Raw genomic sequence first — 18820 nt, 5'->3', positions numbered from 1 at the left:
TACTTTGAAACGGAGGCACCACCATGCGATCTACTTTCCACGGCCTTGAAACCGCAAAACGCGGCATGTACACACAGCAAGGCGCCCTTTATACGACAGGCCATAACATTTCCAATGCGAACACGCCCGGCTACAGCCGCCAGCGCGTGAACTTCGAACAGACGACGCCATACCCGGCTCCATCCATGAACCGTCCTGACATCCCTGGTCAATTGGGGACAGGCGTCGAAGCAGGGTCTATTCAGCGTGTGCGCGATTCGTTCCTCGACGTTCAATACCGCGGTGAAAATAACAAGCTTGGGTATTGGGAGTCGAAAATGGAAGCGATGAAGAAAATGGAGGAAGTCATGAACGAGCCGTCAGAGTCCGGCTTGTCCAAAACGATGGACATGTTCTGGCAGTCACTCCAGGATCTTGCCGTCAATCCGACAAATTCAGGTGCCCGTTCGGTTGTCCGTGAAAGAGGTATCGCAGTCGCCAATACGTTCAATTACTTATCCACATCCCTTACAGGTGTGCGCGGTGATTTGAAAAATGAACTGTCCGTCACCGAAAAGCAGATCAATTCACTTACAAGCCAAATTGATAAAATAAACAAGCAGATCGCCGATGTCGAGCCTCATGGCTATTTACCGAATGATCTCTATGATGAACGTGATCGTCTCCTGGACGAGCTGTCACAGCATGTCACCATCCAAACAAGCTATCAGTCAAGCGGCGGTGCGGCCTCCCCGATCGCGGAAGGTCAGGTGACAGTGAACCTGGTCGGAAACGACGGGAACTTTGCCGTGACCCTCGTCGGGAAAAGCGGGGCGAACGAGCTGAAGCTCTCTGCAGAAGGTCCGCAGGAAACGGTCGATTCCGTTACGATCGGAAATCAGAAGCTGGACGTGAATGACTTCTTATCCCAGGGAGAAGGAAAGTTAAGGGCACTTATCGATACATATGGATACACCGACAAAAACGGTAAAGCACAAGGCTCCTACATCACCATGCTCAACGAACTCGACAGCATGGCGTATGAATTCGCGAAGGCTTTCAACGAGCAGCACCAAAAAGGGGTGTCTCCTGCCCAATTGGAAGATCCAAGTGTCGAAACACCGAAGTTCTTCCAGGATGCGAAGGATGCTTCAGCTGATTTGGAGGACGTAGATAAGGCAGGATTTGCACAGCGGATGCAAATTGCCGAGGAACTGGAAAACCTGGACATGATCGCAACGGCAAGTGCAGGAAATCCCACACTTGGTGACGCAGCCAATGTGAGTGCACTAGCCGATATCATAACAACGACCGAGCTTCCATACGGTGAAAAGCCGGCAACCTTCAGGGCTCACTTCGAATCGGTCATCGGTTCGATGGCAGTCGAATCACAGGAAACAGTCCGTTTGACGCAGAACTCCGGAGTACTGCGTGGTGCGGTGGAAGAACGCCGGATGTCCGTAAGCGGCGTTTCGCTTGACGAAGAAATGACCGATATGATCAAATTCCAGCACGCCTACAACGCCTCTGCGAGAATGATCACACTGCAGGACGAAATGCTCGATAAAATCATCAACGGCATGGGAACCGTAGGAAGATAGGAAGGTGAAATTTAAATGCGCGTAACGCAAAGCATGTTAACCAGTAATTCAATGAGAAACCTGAGCTCATCCTACGCCCGCATGGGACAGCTCCAGGATCAGCTCGCCACCGGTAAAAAAATCACCAAGCCCTCAGACGATCCCGTTGTCGCGATGAAGGGGATGTTTTACCGTTCGAACCTGACGGGGATCGAGCAGTATAAGCGGAACCTCTCAGAACTTTATTTGTGGATGGATAACTCTGAATCCGGGATCGATCAGGCTAATCAGGGTCTGCAGCGTGTGCGGGAGCTGACGCTGCAAGGGTTAAATGGGACGTTGAGTGAAGAGGACAAGAAAGCTGTTGCCATAGAAATCGAACAGATTAAAGCGGATCTGGTGGGAGTGGCTGAAACGAAGGTTGCCGGGAGATATATTTTCCACGGAACAGATGTTGGAAACTCACCCATTAAAGATGGAAATCCTGCAGACGGCAGTGGACCTCAGGTTGCGGATAATCTTAAAGAAGCAGTTATTGGCAACTACAATGTAGAAGTTTCACAGGGCGTTTCCTTAAAAGCAAACGTAAACCCGGCCCATGTCTTCAGCCAGAAACTGTTTGATACGGTGCACAATATTCAAAAAGCATTGGAAACAGGGGATACGGGCGCTCTTGATGTAGAGCTTGGGAACTTGGACGATGTCATGGAAACCTTGTCCGCAGAACGTTCCGAACTCGGAGCCCGCTACAACCGCCTCGAAATGATCGACGACCGCCTTGGGCAGCAGGAAGTCGTGGCAAATAGAATTCTATCTGACAACGAAGACGCAGACATCGAACGGGTCATCACCGATTTGAAAACCCAGGAAAGCGTCCATCGTGCTGCACTGGGGGTCGGAGCAAGAATCATCCAGCCTTCACTAATGGACTTTTTAAGATAAATGCTAGGGGACCAACCCTTTAAGGTGTTTCGTCACCTAAGGGGGTGGTCCCCTTTTGAATAGAGGAGAGATACGATGAACTTTCCACAGATACGGCTACACTCCACACCTGCCTCCATCGGTATAAAAACAACACCGGGCAGGGTTGAAATTGAAACACCGCCGCCTGCCCTCGACATCCAGCAGCCGAAAGCCAAGATGGAAATCGAGCGTCGGCCGTCAAAGCTGACAATCGACCAGACAGAAGCACGGGCCGACATGGATTTAAAATCAGTGCGCCGCAGGATAGAGGATTTCTCAAGGCAGGGGTATGAAGACTGGTTAGCAGGACTCGCCCGTATGGCGCAGGACGGCGACGAGCTTATGATGATTGAAAACGGCGGAAACGCGATTGCTGAGCAGGCAAAACGAAACAGTGAAGATCCGATGTATGATTTTAATATCGGCTGGATCCCTTCGGCGGGAAGTGTGAAGATTCAATACGATCCTGGTGAGGTGAAGGTCCATTTTGAATCTCAGAAAGTGATTAACAATACACAGGTCGTGAAGCCGAACGTGAATGTATCAAAAGCGCAGGTAGATATAAGTCTCCAGAGATATGCCGATTTGCAGATTGATTTTGTGAACTTAAAGCATGTTGGGATTAATTACGAACAGGAAATTTAAGGCGAAGGAATGAGAACATGATCATAAATACAAAATATCATGGTGAAATTGAAATCAAAGAAGACAGTGTGTTGAATTTTGAACAGGGGATTCCGGGATTCAATGAAGAAAAGAAATTCGTGATTCTTCCTCTTCAGGACAATGAGTTGTTTCACATCCTACAATCCGTTACCACTTCTCAGCTCGGATTCGTGATGACAGATCCATTTCTATTTACAAAAGAATATGATTTTGAACTTGATCAGGGAACGGTAGAATTATTAGGCTTTACCTCTGAAAAAGATGTCAAAGTACTAACCATCTTGACAATGAGGGAAACCCTGAATGAATCAACCGCCAACCTTCAAGCACCCATCATCATCAACCTGGCAAACAACAAAGCCAAACAAGTGATCCTGAATGATACAAGCTATCAAACGAAACATCCAATCTTTGCTCAGCCAGAGCAAGCCGGTAAGGAGTGAGACGATGCTGGTACTGACAAGAAAAACAGGCGAAGCCATCCAAATCGGGGAAGATATCGAAATCAGCGTGGTATCGATAAAAGGAGATCAAGTAAAGCTCGGCATCAACGCACCTAAGAACGTCGAAATCCACCGAAAAGAAATCTACCTGACCATCCAGGAAGAAAACGCCGAAGCCTCCAAAGGAATCGACAACCTCTTCAACATTTTGCCGAAAAAACAATAATTTTTTCTAGAAATCTATTAAACCCTGGTAAATTCGACCGATAATAACCATGTAAGCAAGGAAGAAAAGGGCGGCCGACCTTTCTGTTCTTTGTAAACCAAATACTAAACAGTTCACAAGGATGTGGACTTATTTTCAAGGAGGAAATTTTGTAATGAGAATTAATCATAATATTGCGGCTTTGAATACTTATCGTCAGTTATCTACTGCAAATGGTGCACAATCAAAATCAATGGAGAAGTTGTCTTCAGGTCTTCGTATTAACCGTGCTGGCGATGATGCTGCAGGTTTAGCAATTTCTGAAAAAATGCGTGGACAGATTCGTGGTTTGGATATGGCTTCAAAGAATGCTCAAGATGGTATTTCATTGATTGCAACTGCCGAAGGTGCTTTAAACGAAACTCACTCAATTCTTCAACGTATGCGTGAGCTAGCGGTACAATCTGCCAACGATACAAATACAGACACAGATCGCGCCGAGTTACAAAAGGAAGTAGATCAATTAGCTGAAGAAGTTACACGTATTTCCAATAATACTGAGTTTAATACACAAAACTTGTTAGGTGGACAGTTTGATGGTACATTCCATATTGGCGCAAACGAAGGCCAAAACTTAAACTTAACAATTGATGCAATGGATGCTTTTACTCTTGGTGTAGCAGCAACCGGAACTGCAAGAAGTGTAGATGTTTCAGATCCAGCCAATCCGGTTGTAACTGAAGCCACTGTAACGGCAGGTATTGATATTTCTACTCAGACCGCAGCTGATACAGCTATAACAGATATTAATGATGCTATAGAAACAGTTTCTGCTGAACGTTCAAAACTAGGGTCTTATCAAAATCGTCTAGAACATACTATAAACAACCTAGGTACTTCTTCAGAGAATTTAACTGCCGCAGAATCACGTGTGCGTGACGTAGATTATGCTTTAGCTGCCTAAACAGCAACAAGCACAGTCGTCCTGACTGGTAACGGTCAGAGATCATAATTGGGTGAATTGCTGGAAACCCCTTAGAGCTTTTCTTGCCACAACGTAGTTGGAAACGACAAGCGTGATGGTTTGATAAAAGAAAAGATTGGGCAATCAGCAGCCAAGCTCCTGTCTTGAAAGAGTGGAGAAGGTTCAACGACTAGGATAGACCATCTAAGGCGAAAGCTATGGTGATGAAATCCGTAGGTGAAACAATGGTCATCAGCATTGTGAATCCGAAGTGCCCAACCCCTACTGAATTCAGAGGGTGAAGATATAGTCTGGTCATTTATGAAAGTAAATGTTCGCACGATGGCGAAAGAAATGATGAACCAAACAAAGAATTCTATTCTTTCTCAAGCAGCGCAAGCAATGTTGGCTCAATCCAATCAAATGCCTCAAGGAGTTTTACAACTTTTGAGATGATTGATTGGAGGGCGTCCAGTTTGGCAACGAACTGGAGTATGACTGGGTGAATTGCTGGAACTTCCTAAAGCTTCATCAACCACAGCGTAACTGGAAACGGTAAGCGTAATGGTTTGAAAATGATGAAGATGAGACAATGGATAATCAGCAGCCAAGCTCCTGTGAGGAAACTCTGGAGAAGGTTCAACGACTAGAATGCACTGTCTAAGGCAATCGCTATGACAATGAGATTCGTAGGATGATGGAAATCGTTCGAAGTGCCCAGCCCCTTGCATACAAGGGTGAAGATATAGTCTATTCTATGATCGAAAGACATAGTCGCAAAGCAAGCGAACCAACAACCACAAGGAGTTTTACAACTTCTTCGTTAATTTTAAGTTATTTGAAAGAACCCTAGACTTTAACGTTCGGGGTTCTTTTTTGCTTGCATATGTAATGTTAATTAACTCTAAACTTTCCCCCGACTCTTCCGATATAACCCATATACACCCCAAGGAGGATCAACCAATGATTGAAAAAGTGACAGGCACCATCCAACCCACACAATCATTTTCCAAACCAGAAAACAACCAAAACGAAGTAGTGACATACATACAAGGACAGGAACGACACCAAGAAGAAACCAACAACCAGCCTGTCACGCGAGAAAAAGTGGAAGATGTCGTTCAGGGGATGAATGAGTTTTTGCATGCTTCGAACACTCATCTTAAATTTGAATTTCATGATAAATTGAAAGAATACTATGTAACCATTGTTGATGAACGGACAAAGGAAATCGTCAGGGAGATCCCGGCAAAGAAAATGCTGGATATGTATGCGGCGATGACTGAATTTGTAGGATTGATCGTTGATAAAAAGATATAAGGAAGGTGATTCCTGATGGCAGATATGAGAATCGGCGGGCTTGCGAGCGGTATGGACACCGATCAGATGATAAAGGATTTAATGAAGGCAGAACGTATCCCTCTTGATAAACTGCAGCAAAAGAAGCAGTATCTTGAATGGCAGCGGGATGATTACCGGGATATGAACAAGATGATGTTTGATTTTAGTAATCTTATTTTTGACGGCGTCATGAAGCAGGGTACATACACGCAGAAGACAGTCACTCTATCAAATCCAAATGAAGTTTCTGTTAAGAATATAAATGCTACCGGCGATTTTTCCGGAACAATCAAAGTGGAATCATTGGCTACCGCAGCCACGATGTACAGTTCAGCTGCTATCACTCAATCGGATGGAGGGGCTTTTGACCCTAAGAAGAAATTGAGTGAATCCTTCGGTTTGACTGGTGAACAAACGATCAGAGTCAAAGCCATCCAGAAAGACGGTACGATGGCAGCTGATTTTACTGAGATCAAGTTCGATCCTGCAGAAGAGAGCCTGGACAGTCTTATGTCAAAAATCAATAATCAAACCGGTGTCACGATGTTCTATGACTCACAGACTAAACAAATGTCAGTGATGAGTAAGAATACCGGAAGCAACGGGGCCGGAGCCGAGATTGAATTGCAGGGCTCGTTGTTTAGTACTCATCTGAAGCTGGATGCAGACAATGACGCGGCGGTAACTGCAGGCAGGGGTTCAGCCGGCGAGAATGCTGTTTTTACTTATAACGGGATGAAAACGGAACGTGCGTCCAATACATTCAACATAAATGGTTTTGAATTGACTTTGAAAAACGCGTCAAACACGAATGTATCATTCAGTTCACAACCAGACACCGACAAAATCCTAGAAAAAATCGTCAAATTCGTAGACGAATACAACAAACTGATTGAAAAAGTGAACGGCGAACTCAACGAAAAGAATTACCGTGATTTCAAGCCTCTGACCGCTGAACAAAAGGAAGCGATGGAAGAAAAAGAGATCGAGATGTGGGAAGAAAAGGCACGGAGCGGAACTCTCCGTAACGATTCGGTTCTTTCTTCTGCAATGAACAAAATGCGGATGGATCTTTACACACCTGTTTCCGGCGGGACGTCAGGGACCGACCAGCTGTCTCAGATCGGTATCAAGACTTCCAGCAACTATTTGGAACGTGGAAAACTGATCATCGATGAAGCCAAGCTGAGGGAGGCCATTTCAAAAGATCCCAATGCCATCTATGAAATTTTTGCGAAAGACGGTGCCACTTCCGGAGAGCAGGGGATCGCACGCCGCTTGCGGGATACATTGAAAGATACGATCGACAGTGTAGAGAAAAAGGCAGGTAAAGCTTCCAGTACGAATAATACCTTCGCTTTGGGGCGTCTATTAAACAATACGGACAACCAGATCGACCGTTTTGAAGATCGGATGATCCAAGTGGAGGACCGTTACTGGCGTCAATTCACCGCTATGGAGAAAGCAATCCAGCGGGCGAATCAGCAGTCCATGTACCTCATGCAGCAATTCGGCGGAGGCATGTAATAATTTTAACAGCAGCAAAAAAGGAGTGTCATTATGGCCATTAACAACCCGTATGCAGCCTATCAGAATAACTCGGTCACTACGGCGTCACCGGGTGAGCTTACACTTATGCTTTATAACGGAAGCCTGAAGTTCATTCATATAGCAAAGAAAGCCATTGAAGATAAAAACATTGAATTGAAGAACACCAACATCCAAAAAGCACAGGCCATCGTCAGCGAACTGATGGTCACGCTCAATACGGATCTTGAAATATCCCAAAATCTTATGTCGCTTTACGACTATATCAATCGCCGGTTAACCGAAGCGAATGTTAAAAATGATAGTGCTATCTTAGAAGAGGTTGAAGGGTTGATCACTGAATTCCGCGACACATGGAAGCAGGTCATCCAGCTTAACCGGCAGAAACAGCATGCTGGCCAAGGCGGACTGGCATAATGAGTTCTGTTTTGCTCTGTCATTCGATTACCAAGCAGCTGAAAGAAGCCGTTGAAGGCCTGTCAGACGGTAATCGTGAATCTGTAATCGGGAAAATAGAAAAACTGCTTGAAGAAAGACAAACCCTGCTCAGCAGCATAAAGCCGCCATTTTCAGAAAATGAGCAGCTGCTCGGCAAGGAAATGATGGAATGGAATCAGGAAATCGACCGCAAGTTAATTTTCCTGCGTACTGAAATCAAGCGGGACATGAATGGTTTAACCAAGAAAAAATCTTCTGCCCAAAGATATACCAATCCTTACCAATCCCTGCAGCATGACGGAATGTTCTACGATAAAAAGAAATAGGTGATTCTCTTTGACCAGCACGGTAATACTGGATGAGAAACAGTTTGAGTTATTGCAGCGCTATGTTGGTATGCTTGAGACAATTGAGGAAGCTTTGGCGTATGTAACGGATAGTTTTAAAGACATTGAAAAAACAGAAGGTGACCGCGTCCTGGCTGATGTATTCGAGTCATTTGGTCAAGTATCTGAGAGTAATGAGCTTATTAAAGCGTTATTTAAGAAAAGCCCTGAAGTTGTTCGTGTGCTGAATGAGTTCAAGCTAGTCATCGATCAGACAATGAAACTGGACGGTCACTTGGGAGAGAGCAATATAAAAGAAGAAATCGTGAAGGGCAAACTTTCGCCTGCATTTTCTGCGTGGAAGCTGGAAATCGATCGAGTCTTGAAGCCGTTATTGAATAACTAATTACCAGCCCCGGATTAATCCGGGGCTGTTTCTTTACGTGTATTTACGATTTAGAGAGATTTCTTGCGATGCTTAACCCGATAGATGATAGAAGCAAGAATATTAGCGAGAAAGAACAGTGGATTTCCCTGCATGTTGCTGTGAAGCGCCAAATCTCCGGCGTTCATTGAATCGTACATCTCCCCTTGTGTACGGCCTTTCTTTCTATGTTTTTCTTCTTCTCTTTTTAACGTAATCAGAAAGCGGTATTGAAACGGAAGGATGAGAAGTGAAATTAGAATATATACTCCAATTATGATCAGGAACACTTCAAGCAGCATCGAGATTGCCTCCTTTAAGTTATTTCTTATATACGTTTTGTGAATGGATAAAGTTTCATGTTGGGAGAATGATGGAGAATGATGGAGAATGAGTATTTATGTTCACCTGCTGAATAAAGAATAGGATTCAGCTGGTGAGTGGTAATTTCTTTCTTTTTCACCTGCTGATTTTAGAAGGGATTTCACCTGGTGAGGGACTGTATCATTTTCACCTGCTGAATTTTCCCGTTAATTCCCCAGCTGAATCCAAAGTAAAGGCAGGAATTCCCATTATTTTGTCGAATACTATCCATTACCAATTAAGAAAGGGTGTTGTCATGTACCATAGAAGAGAGTGGTCTCCAGGGTGCACTTACCATATTACTGCCAGGGGGAATCGGCAGTATACGATTTTTCGGAACAAAGACGATCGATTGATGTATTTGAAATACTTAGAGGATGCCAAACACAAATACCCCTTTATTCTTCATTCATATTGCCTCATGACAAATCATGTCCATCTCCTGCTCCAGACCATTGACGACCCTCCAGGCAAAATCATTCACCAGACACACTACCGTTACGCCCGATATTTTAATAAGAAAAATGGTTTTAATGGGCATCTGTTCGAGGGGCCATATCGCTCGGTAATAATCAAAAATAACAAACAATTAGTAGATACCAGCTGTTATATTCACCTGAACCCTATAAAAGCGGGCATAGTCACTGACCCTGGCAGTTATCAGTGGTCCAGTTACCGATCCTTTATTACCAATTCTCGTAATATCCATGTTAACCAAGATAGGATTCTTTCTTATATGAATAATTCCAAAGAGAATTATAAGTTTTATACCGAAACCAAACTTTATCAATTTAATAACTGACAATAAGAAAATTGGATTCTTATTATTAGCTTCACCTGCTGAACTTTCTTTATTAATCAGCAGGTGAATTATATTTAATGATGTTCACCAACTGATAATCAAATGAATATTCACCTGTTGATTTTTCAACATTTTTCAGCAGTTGAATCATAAGAAGAAATCACCAACTGAATAAACAAACAATCCACCTTTAAGTCACAAACCTGCCCCAAAACCTCCACCAATCCTTCAAAAATATCCTGTTAACCACCAAAATTAAGTGAGATAATAATAGAAGAAAGAGTGAATGGCCACTAATCAGCTCCACACCCTTTCACTCTGCCCATTCTTCAATCCCTTGTGTCCCAACACTTTCGACATATTTCAAAATCCTGTGACAAAATTCTTTCCGAAATGACAAAAAATTTTGAAAGTTTAAGCAGGGATATTCGGGGGAATGAAGAATATATACAACATAGCTTTATTTTTAAAAGGAGGAGTTTACATGTTGAATTACAACATTCGAGGCGAGAACATTGAGGTAACTCCAGCGATTCGCGAACACGTGGAGAAGAAGATTGGAAAGTTAGATCGTTACTTTAATGAAACTCCTGATGCAAATGTACATGTTAATCTGAAAGTGTACCCTGATAAAAATACTAAAGTTGAAGTGACTATTCCAATGCCGCACCTGGTCCTTCGCGCGGAGGAACGCCACACGGACATGTATGCGGCCATTGATCTGATATTAGATAAATTGGAACGGCAAATCCGCAAGCATAAAACAAGAGTGAACCGCAAAATGCGTGAAAAGGGCAGCCCGAAGGAGTTCTTCGCAGCCCAGGAAGACCTTAATCACGTATCTCCAAACGGAGCTGCTGCGATTGAAGTAGAGGACGAGAATGATTCAGAAGTAGTGCGTACGAAGCAGTTCAACCTGAAGCCGATGGACAGTGAAGAAGCCATCCTTCAGATGGACCTCTTGGGACACAGTTTCTTCGTCTTCACAGATGCCGAAACAAACGCTACAAACATTGTGTACAAGCGTCGCGATGGTAAATATGGATTGATCGAGACAAACTGATCATACAATCAAAGATCCTGCAGTCATATCTGGCTGCAGGATTTTTCAACAGGTATTGAAGAGGGTTTTTCCAATTTTTGTCGAATGATAGTAGTAGACAAAATTGAGGGGGAACCAGAGTGAGAGATCCACGACTAGCGAAGTTGGCAGAAGTCCTGCTGACACATTCATTGAAAATGAAAGAAGGAGAAAAGCTCCTGATCACAGGCGAATATAATACGAAGCCGCTCGTGAAGGAACTGCTTCGTAAAGCCTATGAAATGGGCGTCATCCCGTACTTTGAATTCGGGGATCAGGAATTGCTGCGCCTCATCGCAACGAATGCGAAAGAGGAGCAGATGGTCCTCATGAATAAATGGAATATGGATCGGTACCAGGATATCGATGCGTTCATCAACATTTCAAGTGACCCGAACGACGCGGAGATGAGTGAGGTCCCGGGCGAACAGTGGCAGCTCCTCATGCCTCTCGTAAAAGAATCAAATGATTACCTGGTGGAAAAGAAGAAATGGGTTCTATTAAACTATCCGAATCCGGCCCTCGCCCAGAAAGCCAAGATGAGCTTTGACACGTTCTTCGACTATCTCCTTGAAGTATGCACCGTCGACTACAAGCAGATGGAAGAGGCCCAGAAGCCGCTCAAGGATCTGATGGACCGTACGGATAAAGTGAGGATCACCGGAGAAGGGACGGACCTGACTTTTTCCATAAAAGATATCCCATCGGTCATGTGCTTCGGGGAAAGGAACATCCCGGATGGGGAAGTTTATACGGCACCGGTCAAGGACAGTGTGAATGGGACGATCACCTATAATACGCCTACTCTGTACCGAGGTTTTTCTTTTGACAATATCTCGCTGACATTTGAAAACGGAAAGATAGTCAAGGCGAAAGCGGATAAGACAAAGGAGCTCAATGAGATCCTGGATACCGATGAAGGCGCGCGCTTTATCGGTGAGTTCGCAATCGGTGTGAACCCGAAAATCAAGGAACCGATGCTGGATATCCTGTTTGATGAAAAAATCGGAGGGAGCTTCCACTTCACCCCGGGACAGGCTTACGAAGGAGCGGACAATGGGAACCGCTCAAGCGTTCACTGGGACATGGTCTGCATCCAGCGTCCCGAATATGGCGGAGGCGAAATTTACTTTGATGATGTGCTGATTCGGAAGGATGGACTTTTTATTTTAGATGAACTGAAAGGGTTGAATCCGGATGCCCTTGCTGCCGGAGCAACCGTGGGAGTTTAGGAGAGTCAGAATAAAAGGAGGACGTCAACATGACATATTCTATCGTCGGATATGATCCTGAAGAGAAAGAATGGGGAATTGCCGTGCAATCAAAGTTCCTTGGTGTCGGTTCGGTCGTCCCGTTTGCCAAAGCAGGCGTGGGGGCGGTGGCGACCCAGTCCTATGCCAACACGACGTACGGTCCGCAGGCCCTGCAGCTGATGGAAGAAGGGAAGACGGCAGAAGAAGCACTGGACATCATCACGAAAGATGATCCTGAGCGCCACCTCAGACAGGTCGGACTGATCGATGCATGGGGACATGCGGCTACATTTACGGGTGAAGGCTGTTATGACTGGGCAGGCGGAGTCACTGGAAAGCATTTTGCAGCCCAGGGGAATATTTTAGTAGATGAAAATACTGTCAAAGCGATGGCGGAAACCTTTGAATCCACGGCAGGCAGCCTGGCAGAAAGGCTGCTTCACGCTCTTGATGCCGGCCAGGATGCAGGCGGGGACTCCCGAGGTATGCAGTCTGCTGCGCTTTTAGTAGTAAAAGAAAAAGGCGGCTACGGAGGATTCAATGACCGTTACGTCGATCTGCGGGTAGATGACCATGCGTCACCTATCAAAGAGTTGAAGAGAATCTATCTGATGCATCAACTCTATTTCAAAGAATCAGATCCCGGGAGAGTGGTCCTCCTGGAAGGCGAAGTTCGGGACGACCTTGAAAAAGAACTGAAACGCCATGGATATGCTGATGGGAGCAAGTCGCTGCACCAGGCGTTGAAGGACTACCTGCACACCGAGAACTTTGAAATGCGGGAGCAGGAAGAGAATTATATTGATCTGGATGTATTGGATTATATGAAGAAACAGGGTAGATATGTTAGATAAAAAGTTATTCTTCAGGTTATTGGTTAACCTGAAGAATAGCTTTTTTATTTTTAGTATGAAACACAGCATTTATTAATACTATTAACTTAAGAGATAAAATTAAATAAGGAAGGTGTTCACATGAAAAATCTATTTTCTAAAGTTGTTGTCATTACCGTCATCCTTACTTTTGTGATTGGAGGAGCAGCAGGGGCACTTGTGTATCATGTGAATGATGCGGCAGAGGTATTAAAAAAAGACTATGAGTCCAAGGTAGCTGCTTATTTTTCTGAAAGAGATGGAAAAATAAAAAACGATGTAGAGGGACTTACACAAAGTGAAATCCAGAGACTTAAAGATGAAACGAATCAATACCTCACTAGTAAATTGAATGAGGACTACCAGGGCGAATTGAACCAGAAGTCAAATGAAATCACCCAGGTCACCGATCAGAAAATCGGAGAAATAAAACAGTATATCGACGAGCTGATGAAAAGCAAGAATCAATAGGATTATTATTAAAGGGCTGTTTTCAAGGATGTAGCTTGAAAACAGCTTTTTTGTTTAGGGTATGAATGTAGATATCATCCTCTGGCAAGCGGTTGATTGTAGTGCAGGACAAAGACTCCTGCGGGAAAAGTGACTAATGTGAGACTTGTCCAGCTCCGTCGGCTAGAGGCTCGAGGTCATAAGTCAACCAAGCCATAAAGGCAAAGAGCGCCTTTCTGACTTGCTCGCCTTAAGCTTGTCGCCTCTGAGCAAGCCGACTCCGCTTTTCTGCCCGCAGGAGTGCAGCGACGAGGAGGCTTACCGCCCGCCCGCGGAAAGCGAAGTCCTGCACGGAAATCAAAAGCGGCAATCAATGTTTTTTATCAAGCAGAGGGAGGCAACACACCCACTGGTTGTTTTTACATCCTCCAAAATAGTTTAACCAAACCCAAAAGTGTTATATAATGAACATTTGTGAACGGGACTCAACAATTCGGAGGTAAGAACAAGCATGAGTACAGTCGGAAGAAATGAACCGTGTCCTTGCGGGAGCGGTAAGAAATATAAGAAATGCTGTGAAAAAGAAAATGGCGTGAATATAGATGCAATGATAAACCAGGAGCTTGACGTGCTGCAGGCACAGCTCTATGATTTCATTGCAACTGCGCAGGATCCCAAGATGGAGGAAGCGTATCATGAATATCTGAAGAAAATGGACCTGATGAAGGCCGATCCGGATATTTATGAAATGGCGTTCGTGAGCTGGTACGGTTCCACACAAAAAGATGAGAAAGGCGTTCGTCTGATCGACCGCTTCATCGATAAGTCGGTTGGTACGGTGACCCGCCCTCAGACGGCTGCCGTCCTGGAATCCTGGAGAAACCTGAGAGTGACGGCTGGTACGGTTGAAAAAGTGGATGACAGCACACTTCATGTTGAAGAAGTGATCACCGGTGAAAAACTAGTAGTAAAAGAGAGGTTCGGCAATTTGGAAGAAAGCAGTTTCTTCCTGGCGCTGCTGCTGCCGAACGGAGACAAGCATCTCCCATTTGCCCAGTACTTTATCTATCCATCAATTGAAAATGCCGCGATGGAATTGGTGAAAATCCGTTTTGAACAAGGTGAATTTAAGAATCTGCAGGATTACCTGGCAGATCAATACATGATGCTTGCCGACGTAGGATTTGTTTTATACAGTGCGGAAAAGAAAAAATCCGGCAAGAAGGCTGCTGTGGATTCGGAAGGAACTGAAATCGAAACACCGGCTGAGCAGGAAGCTCCTATTGAAGGCGTGGAAATCTGGAAAATGCCTGAATATAACGAAGCAATCACTGCCCTGAAAACCTTCCTTACTGAAAAAGGGGAAGACAAAGCGGAAAGCGACTTGCTCGTTTCCGTACTGGAAAAATACTTCTACACAGAACGCCCGACGATCCGCAACCCGAAAATCTATTCAGGTGCCCTCGTCGACATGGCCAAGAACATCGACGAAATCAGTATCCGCCACGTTCAAAAGGAACTCGCCGAATACTTCGACGTATCCGCCAACAGCATCTCCAGACGAAGCAAACAGATCTGGGAAAGCTACCAGGATACAGTTTATGAACTGTTAAAAAAATAAATCTATAACTGCAGCAAAAGTGAATTTAACTAATTAAAACCCGAACTAATTTGAATCTCAAAATTCATGTTGGTTCGGGTTTTGTGGTTTGATACAAATTAGTTTTAATTACTACCAGCGGTTGATTGGAGTGCTAGACGAAGACTCCTGCGGGAAGAGTAGCTTATGTGAGACCCCGCAGGAGCGAATGCGACGAGGAGGCTCACGGGCTACCCGCGGAAAGCGAAGTCTAGCACGGAAATCAAAAGCGGTATTAAAAGCCCAAACTAAAATGCCTCCATCCCCCTTAAGTTGTAACAGGGTAACGTTAATGGTAGAATTAACAGGAATGAATTGTTTTTGAAGCAGGATTTACAGTGCTTTTAGCGAATGTGTAGTAGAGATGTTTTAAGACTGGGAAATTTATCATTTCTCATGGAATTCTCATTTACTTTCGCTATAGTGATGAGTGTAATTGGGCTCTACTTATACAGGATAAAGGAGCGTTATACATGCTTGGGATTTTAAACAAAGTGTTTGATGCGAATAAAAGAGAGATCAAAAGGCTTGAGAAGATAGCCGATCAAATAGAAGAACTGGCTCCGGAAATGGAGCGCCTCTCGGATGATGGGATCCGTGAGAGAACGGAACGCTTTAAGGAGCGTTATCAAAAAGGTGAGGATCTTGACGATATGCTTGTCGAAGCATTCGCGGTCGTACGCGAAGCGGCACGCCGTGTCCTCGGTCTTTATCCATACCGCGTCCAGCTGATGGGTGGGGCATCCCTCCACGGCGGTAACATTTCCGAGATGAAAACCGGTGAAGGTAAAACCCTTACGGCAACTATGCCGGTTTACCTGAACGCGATCACTGGAAAAGGCGTTCACGTCGTAACGGTCAACGAATACCTTGCCAGCCGTGACGCTGAGGAAATGGGGCAGCTTTACAATTTCCTTGGTCTGACTGTCGGTCTGAACCTCAACTCCATGTCAAAAGAAGAGAAGCGTGAAGCGTACAAAGCGGACATCACGTACGGAACGAACAACGAGTTCGGTTTTGATTATCTTCGTGACAACATGGTCCTTTATAAAGATCAAATGGTTCAGCGCCCGCTGCACTTCGCCGTAATCGATGAGGTCGACTCGATCCTGATCGACGAAGCGCGTACACCGCTGATCATTTCCGGTAACGCACAGCGCACGCCTCAGCTTTATATCCAGGCAAATGCGGTTGTCCGCACGCTGAAAAAAGACGAAGACTTCACCTATGATGAGAAAACAAAAGGTGTTCAACTGACTGAAGATGGTATTACAAAAGTGGAGAAAGCCTTCCACATCGATAACCTTTTTGATATTTCACACGTCACCCTTAACCACCACATCAACCAGGCGCTGAAGGCACACGTCAGCATGCACCGCGACGTTGATTATGTGGTACAGGAAGGCGAAATCGTCATCGTCGATTCCTTCACAGGACGTCTGATGAAAGGACGCCGTTACAGTGATGGTCTTCACCAGTCCATCGAGGCGAAAGAAGGGCTCGAAATTCAGAACGAAAGCATGACGATGGCGACGATCACGTTCCAGAACTACTTCCGTATGTACGAGAAGCTTTCCGGTATGACTGGTACAGCGAAGACGGAAGAAGAGGAATTCCGCAACATCTACAACATGAACGTCATCGTAATTCCTACGAACAAACCGATCGTCCGTGATGACCGTGCCGATCTGATTTACGCTTCCATGGAAGGTAAATTCATGGCGGTTGTAGAGGACATCAAGGAACGTTATGAAAAGGGACAGCCTGTTCTCGTCGGTACAGTGGCCGTCGAAACATCAGAGTTGATCTCCAAACTTTTAACAAAAAAAGGCGTACGCCATAACGTATTGAATGCGAAAAACCACGGCCGTGAAGCCGAAATCATTTTAGAGGCAGGCCAAAGAGGAGCCGTTACAATCGCAACGAACATGGCCGGCCGTGGTACGGATATCAAGCTTGGAGAAGGCGTGATCGATCTTGGCGGTCTTGCCGTCATCGGTACAGAACGTCACGAATCACGCCGTATCGATAACCAGCTCCGCGGACGTTCCGGGCGTCAAGGGGACCCTGGTGTCACTCAATTCTACCTTTCAATGGAAGATGAATTGATGCGCCGATTCGGATCCGACAATATGAAGACAATGATGACCCGCCTGGGCATGGATGATTCCCAGCCGATCCAGAGTAAAATGGTCAGCCGTGCTGTTGAATCCGCCCAGAAGCGAGTGGAAGGTAACAACTTCGATGCACGTAAGCAGCTTCTTCAATACGATGATGTCCTTCGCCAGCAGCGCGAAATCATCTATAAGCAGCGTTATGATGTCATTGAATCAGAGAACCTACGCGAAATCGTTGAAGGGATGATCAAGTCCGTCATCGAGCGCCAGGTTGCTGCCCACACGGCAAACGAAGAAATCGACAGCTGGAACCTGCAGGGTATCGTTGATTACGTCAATGCGAATCTTCTTCCTGAAGGGGACGTCACGGTTGACGACCTCCGCGGAAAAGAAGCCGACGAAATCATGGATATCATCTGGGAAGACGTGAAAGTCCGCTATAATGAAAAAGAAGAAGAGATGGGCGCAGAACAAATGCGCGAATTTGAAAAAGTCATCCTTCTCCGCGCGGTCGATACGAAATGGATCGATCACATCGACGCGATGGATCAGCTCCGTCAGGGTATCCACCTGCGGGCCTACGGTCAAACCGATCCGCTTCGCGAATACCAGCATGAAGGGTTCGCCATGTTTGAAAGCATGGTATTGGCCATCGAAGAAGATGCAGCCAAATTCGTCATGAAAGCCGAAATCAGAAACAACCTTCAGCGTCAGGAAGTAGCCAAAGGCCAAGCCGTCAACCCGAAAGAAGAAGGCGGCAAAGCCAAGAAGAAACCTGTCCGCAAAGAAGAAGAAGTCGGCCGCAACGAACCATGCCCATGCGGCAGCGGCAAAAAATTCAAACACTGCCACGGCAGAATGGGATAATTGCAAGATTGGAGAGGATACCTGGTACTTACATAGGAGTGCCAGGTACTTTTCCGTTTTAATGCGGGGGCCCGTTTTTGCTGGGTTTCGGTGCCAGGCACAGATCGACTGAATTGTGCCAGGAACAAATAGCCCGTTTTGTGCCAGGCACAGCGTTTAGAATGACGTTGATCCTGGCTCGAAGTTCAAAAACGTGTACCTGGTATTTTCTATAAACAACAAAAACTGTGTGATTTGTGTATTTAGTACAATCCAGCTGGTGATTGGAGTGCAAGACGAAAACTCCTGCGGGAAAAGCGAAGCTGGGGAGACTTGTCTAGCTCCAGGGCTTAGAGGCACATGTCATAAGTCAACTCGTCCAAGAAGGCAAAGAACGCCTTCGTGGCCGATTCGCCTTATGCCACACGCCTCTGAGCAAAGCCCTTCCGCTTTTCTTGCCCGCAGGAGCGCAGCTCCGAGGAGGCTCCCCGCTCGCCCGCGGAAAGCGAAGTCTTGCACG

The 18820-nt window shown here is 45.4% G+C and carries 20 protein-coding genes and 1 pseudogene; 20 read left to right on the top strand and 1 reads right to left on the bottom strand.

Annotated features, from left to right (window positions below; genetic code table 11):
- Nucleotides 1-23 precede the first annotated feature (23 nt).
- The 12 genes and pseudogenes from flgK (at nt 24) to BHE18_RS17215 (ending at nt 8859) form a co-directional block, all read left to right on the top strand.
- Nucleotides 24-1580 (top strand): flagellar hook-associated protein FlgK, encoded by a 1557-nt coding sequence (gene flgK / locus BHE18_RS17270; protein WP_071619760.1) that lies wholly within the window; start codon nt 24-26, stop codon nt 1578-1580.
- Between the two features lie 15 nt (nt 1581-1595).
- Nucleotides 1596-2501, top strand: coding sequence for a flagellar hook-associated protein FlgL (gene flgL / locus BHE18_RS17265; protein ID WP_071619759.1), 906 nt, complete (start codon nt 1596-1598; stop codon nt 2499-2501).
- A 75-nt stretch (nt 2502-2576) separates the two neighbouring features.
- Nucleotides 2577-3167 (top strand): DUF6470 family protein, encoded by a 591-nt coding sequence (locus tag BHE18_RS17260; RefSeq protein ID WP_071619758.1) that lies wholly within the window; start codon nt 2577-2579, stop codon nt 3165-3167.
- 17 nt (nt 3168-3184) lie between these two features.
- A complete protein-coding gene (gene fliW / locus BHE18_RS17255) occupies nt 3185-3631 on the top strand; it encodes a flagellar assembly protein FliW (protein ID WP_071619757.1) in 447 nt (148 codons plus the stop codon).
- A gap of 4 nt (nt 3632-3635) precedes the next feature.
- Nucleotides 3636-3857, top strand: coding sequence for a carbon storage regulator CsrA (gene csrA / locus BHE18_RS17250; protein ID WP_071619756.1), 222 nt, complete (start codon nt 3636-3638; stop codon nt 3855-3857).
- Between the two features lie 154 nt (nt 3858-4011).
- Complete coding sequence (locus tag BHE18_RS17245) at nt 4012-4800, top strand: flagellin N-terminal helical domain-containing protein (protein WP_083573855.1); 789 nt, start codon at nt 4012-4014, stop codon at nt 4798-4800.
- A 339-nt stretch (nt 4801-5139) separates the two neighbouring features.
- Nucleotides 5140-5256, top strand: a pseudogene (locus tag BHE18_RS17240) (flagellin); the annotation flags it as partial.
- 507 nt (nt 5257-5763) lie between these two features.
- A complete protein-coding gene (gene flaG / locus BHE18_RS17235; RefSeq protein ID WP_071619755.1) occupies nt 5764-6120 on the top strand; it encodes a flagellar protein FlaG in 357 nt (118 codons plus the stop codon).
- Nucleotides 6121-6144: 24 nt separating this feature from the next.
- A complete protein-coding gene (locus tag BHE18_RS17230) occupies nt 6145-7668 on the top strand; it encodes a flagellar hook-associated protein 2 (RefSeq protein ID WP_440480400.1) in 1524 nt (507 codons plus the stop codon).
- Nucleotides 7669-7701: 33 nt separating this feature from the next.
- Nucleotides 7702-8106: a flagellar export chaperone FliS gene (fliS, locus tag BHE18_RS17225; RefSeq protein WP_071619753.1), complete on the top strand. Its 405-nt coding sequence runs from the start codon at nt 7702-7704 to the stop codon at nt 8104-8106.
- Nucleotides 8106-8453: a hypothetical protein gene (locus BHE18_RS17220; RefSeq protein ID WP_071619752.1), complete on the top strand. Its 348-nt coding sequence runs from the start codon at nt 8106-8108 to the stop codon at nt 8451-8453. Before fliS ends, BHE18_RS17220 begins: the two co-directional genes overlap by 1 nt.
- 10 nt (nt 8454-8463) lie before the next feature.
- A complete protein-coding gene (locus BHE18_RS17215) occupies nt 8464-8859 on the top strand; it encodes a hypothetical protein (protein WP_083573854.1) in 396 nt (131 codons plus the stop codon).
- A gap of 50 nt (nt 8860-8909) precedes the next feature.
- On the opposite strand, the gene BHE18_RS17210 is transcribed toward BHE18_RS17215, so the two are convergent.
- Nucleotides 8910-9179, bottom strand: a complete 270-nt coding sequence (locus tag BHE18_RS17210) for a DUF3949 domain-containing protein (protein ID WP_071619751.1) — start codon at nt 9177-9179, stop codon at nt 8910-8912.
- 134 nt (nt 9180-9313) lie between these two features.
- Between BHE18_RS17210 and BHE18_RS17205 the strand changes: the two genes are divergently transcribed.
- The 8 genes from BHE18_RS17205 (at nt 9314) to secA (ending at nt 18321) form a co-directional block, all read left to right on the top strand.
- Nucleotides 9314-10042 carry a transposase gene (locus BHE18_RS17205; protein WP_083573853.1) on the top strand — a complete coding sequence of 243 codons (729 nt, stop codon included), beginning with the start codon at nt 9314-9316 and terminating at the stop codon, nt 10040-10042.
- Between the two features lie 484 nt (nt 10043-10526).
- Nucleotides 10527-11105, top strand: coding sequence for a ribosome hibernation-promoting factor, HPF/YfiA family (hpf, locus tag BHE18_RS17200; protein WP_071619750.1), 579 nt, complete (start codon nt 10527-10529; stop codon nt 11103-11105).
- Between the two features lie 119 nt (nt 11106-11224).
- Nucleotides 11225-12355, top strand: coding sequence for an aminopeptidase (locus tag BHE18_RS17195; protein ID WP_071619749.1), 1131 nt, complete (start codon nt 11225-11227; stop codon nt 12353-12355).
- Between the two features lie 29 nt (nt 12356-12384).
- Nucleotides 12385-13230, top strand: coding sequence for a DUF1028 domain-containing protein (locus BHE18_RS17190; protein WP_071619748.1), 846 nt, complete (start codon nt 12385-12387; stop codon nt 13228-13230).
- 120 nt (nt 13231-13350) lie between these two features.
- A complete protein-coding gene (locus BHE18_RS17185; protein ID WP_071619747.1) occupies nt 13351-13719 on the top strand; it encodes a hypothetical protein in 369 nt (122 codons plus the stop codon).
- Nucleotides 13720-14209: 490 nt separating this feature from the next.
- Nucleotides 14210-15319, top strand: coding sequence for a YecA family protein (locus BHE18_RS17180; RefSeq protein WP_071619746.1), 1110 nt, complete (start codon nt 14210-14212; stop codon nt 15317-15319).
- A gap of 121 nt (nt 15320-15440) precedes the next feature.
- Entirely contained in the window at nt 15441-15662 is a 222-nt protein-coding gene (locus BHE18_RS23660; protein ID WP_071619945.1) for a hypothetical protein, read from the top strand.
- Between the two features lie 148 nt (nt 15663-15810).
- Entirely contained in the window at nt 15811-18321 is a 2511-nt protein-coding gene (secA, locus tag BHE18_RS17170) for a preprotein translocase subunit SecA (protein WP_071619745.1), read from the top strand.
- The last annotated feature ends 499 nt before the right edge of the window (nt 18322-18820 follow it).

This window comes from Rossellomorea aquimaris, assembly GCF_001877785.1.
GTDB classification, from domain to species: domain Bacteria; phylum Bacillota; class Bacilli; order Bacillales; family Bacillaceae_B; genus Rossellomorea; species Rossellomorea aquimaris_A.
This window is presented reverse-complemented; position numbering and strand designations above follow the sequence as displayed.

Excerpts from the sequence above, each read along its gene's own strand:
- BHE18_RS17220 (WP_071619752.1), top strand. The coding sequence starts at position 8,106 with ATGAGTTCTGTTTTGCTCTGTCATTCGATTACCAAGCAGCTGAAAGAA.
- flgK (WP_071619760.1), top strand. The coding sequence starts at position 24 with ATGCGATCTACTTTCCACGGCCTTGAAACCGCAAAACGCGGCATGTAC.
- secA (WP_071619745.1), top strand. The coding sequence starts at position 15,811 with ATGCTTGGGATTTTAAACAAAGTGTTTGATGCGAATAAAAGAGAGATC.
- fliW (WP_071619757.1), top strand. The coding sequence starts at position 3,185 with ATGATCATAAATACAAAATATCATGGTGAAATTGAAATCAAAGAAGAC.
- BHE18_RS17185 (WP_071619747.1), top strand. The coding sequence starts at position 13,351 with ATGAAAAATCTATTTTCTAAAGTTGTTGTCATTACCGTCATCCTTACT.
- BHE18_RS17245 (WP_083573855.1), top strand. The coding sequence starts at position 4,012 with ATGAGAATTAATCATAATATTGCGGCTTTGAATACTTATCGTCAGTTA.
- BHE18_RS17260 (WP_071619758.1), top strand. The coding sequence starts at position 2,577 with ATGAACTTTCCACAGATACGGCTACACTCCACACCTGCCTCCATCGGT.
- hpf (WP_071619750.1), top strand. The coding sequence starts at position 10,527 with ATGTTGAATTACAACATTCGAGGCGAGAACATTGAGGTAACTCCAGCG.
- fliS (WP_071619753.1), top strand. The coding sequence starts at position 7,702 with ATGGCCATTAACAACCCGTATGCAGCCTATCAGAATAACTCGGTCACT.
- flgL (WP_071619759.1), top strand. The coding sequence starts at position 1,596 with ATGCGCGTAACGCAAAGCATGTTAACCAGTAATTCAATGAGAAACCTG.
- BHE18_RS17210 (WP_071619751.1), bottom strand. The coding sequence starts at position 9,179 with ATGCTGCTTGAAGTGTTCCTGATCATAATTGGAGTATATATTCTAATT.
- flaG (WP_071619755.1), top strand. The coding sequence starts at position 5,764 with ATGATTGAAAAAGTGACAGGCACCATCCAACCCACACAATCATTTTCC.
- csrA (WP_071619756.1), top strand. The coding sequence starts at position 3,636 with ATGCTGGTACTGACAAGAAAAACAGGCGAAGCCATCCAAATCGGGGAA.
- BHE18_RS17180 (WP_071619746.1), top strand. The coding sequence starts at position 14,210 with ATGAGTACAGTCGGAAGAAATGAACCGTGTCCTTGCGGGAGCGGTAAG.
- BHE18_RS17230 (WP_440480400.1), top strand. The coding sequence starts at position 6,145 with ATGAGAATCGGCGGGCTTGCGAGCGGTATGGACACCGATCAGATGATA.
- BHE18_RS17190 (WP_071619748.1), top strand. The coding sequence starts at position 12,385 with ATGACATATTCTATCGTCGGATATGATCCTGAAGAGAAAGAATGGGGA.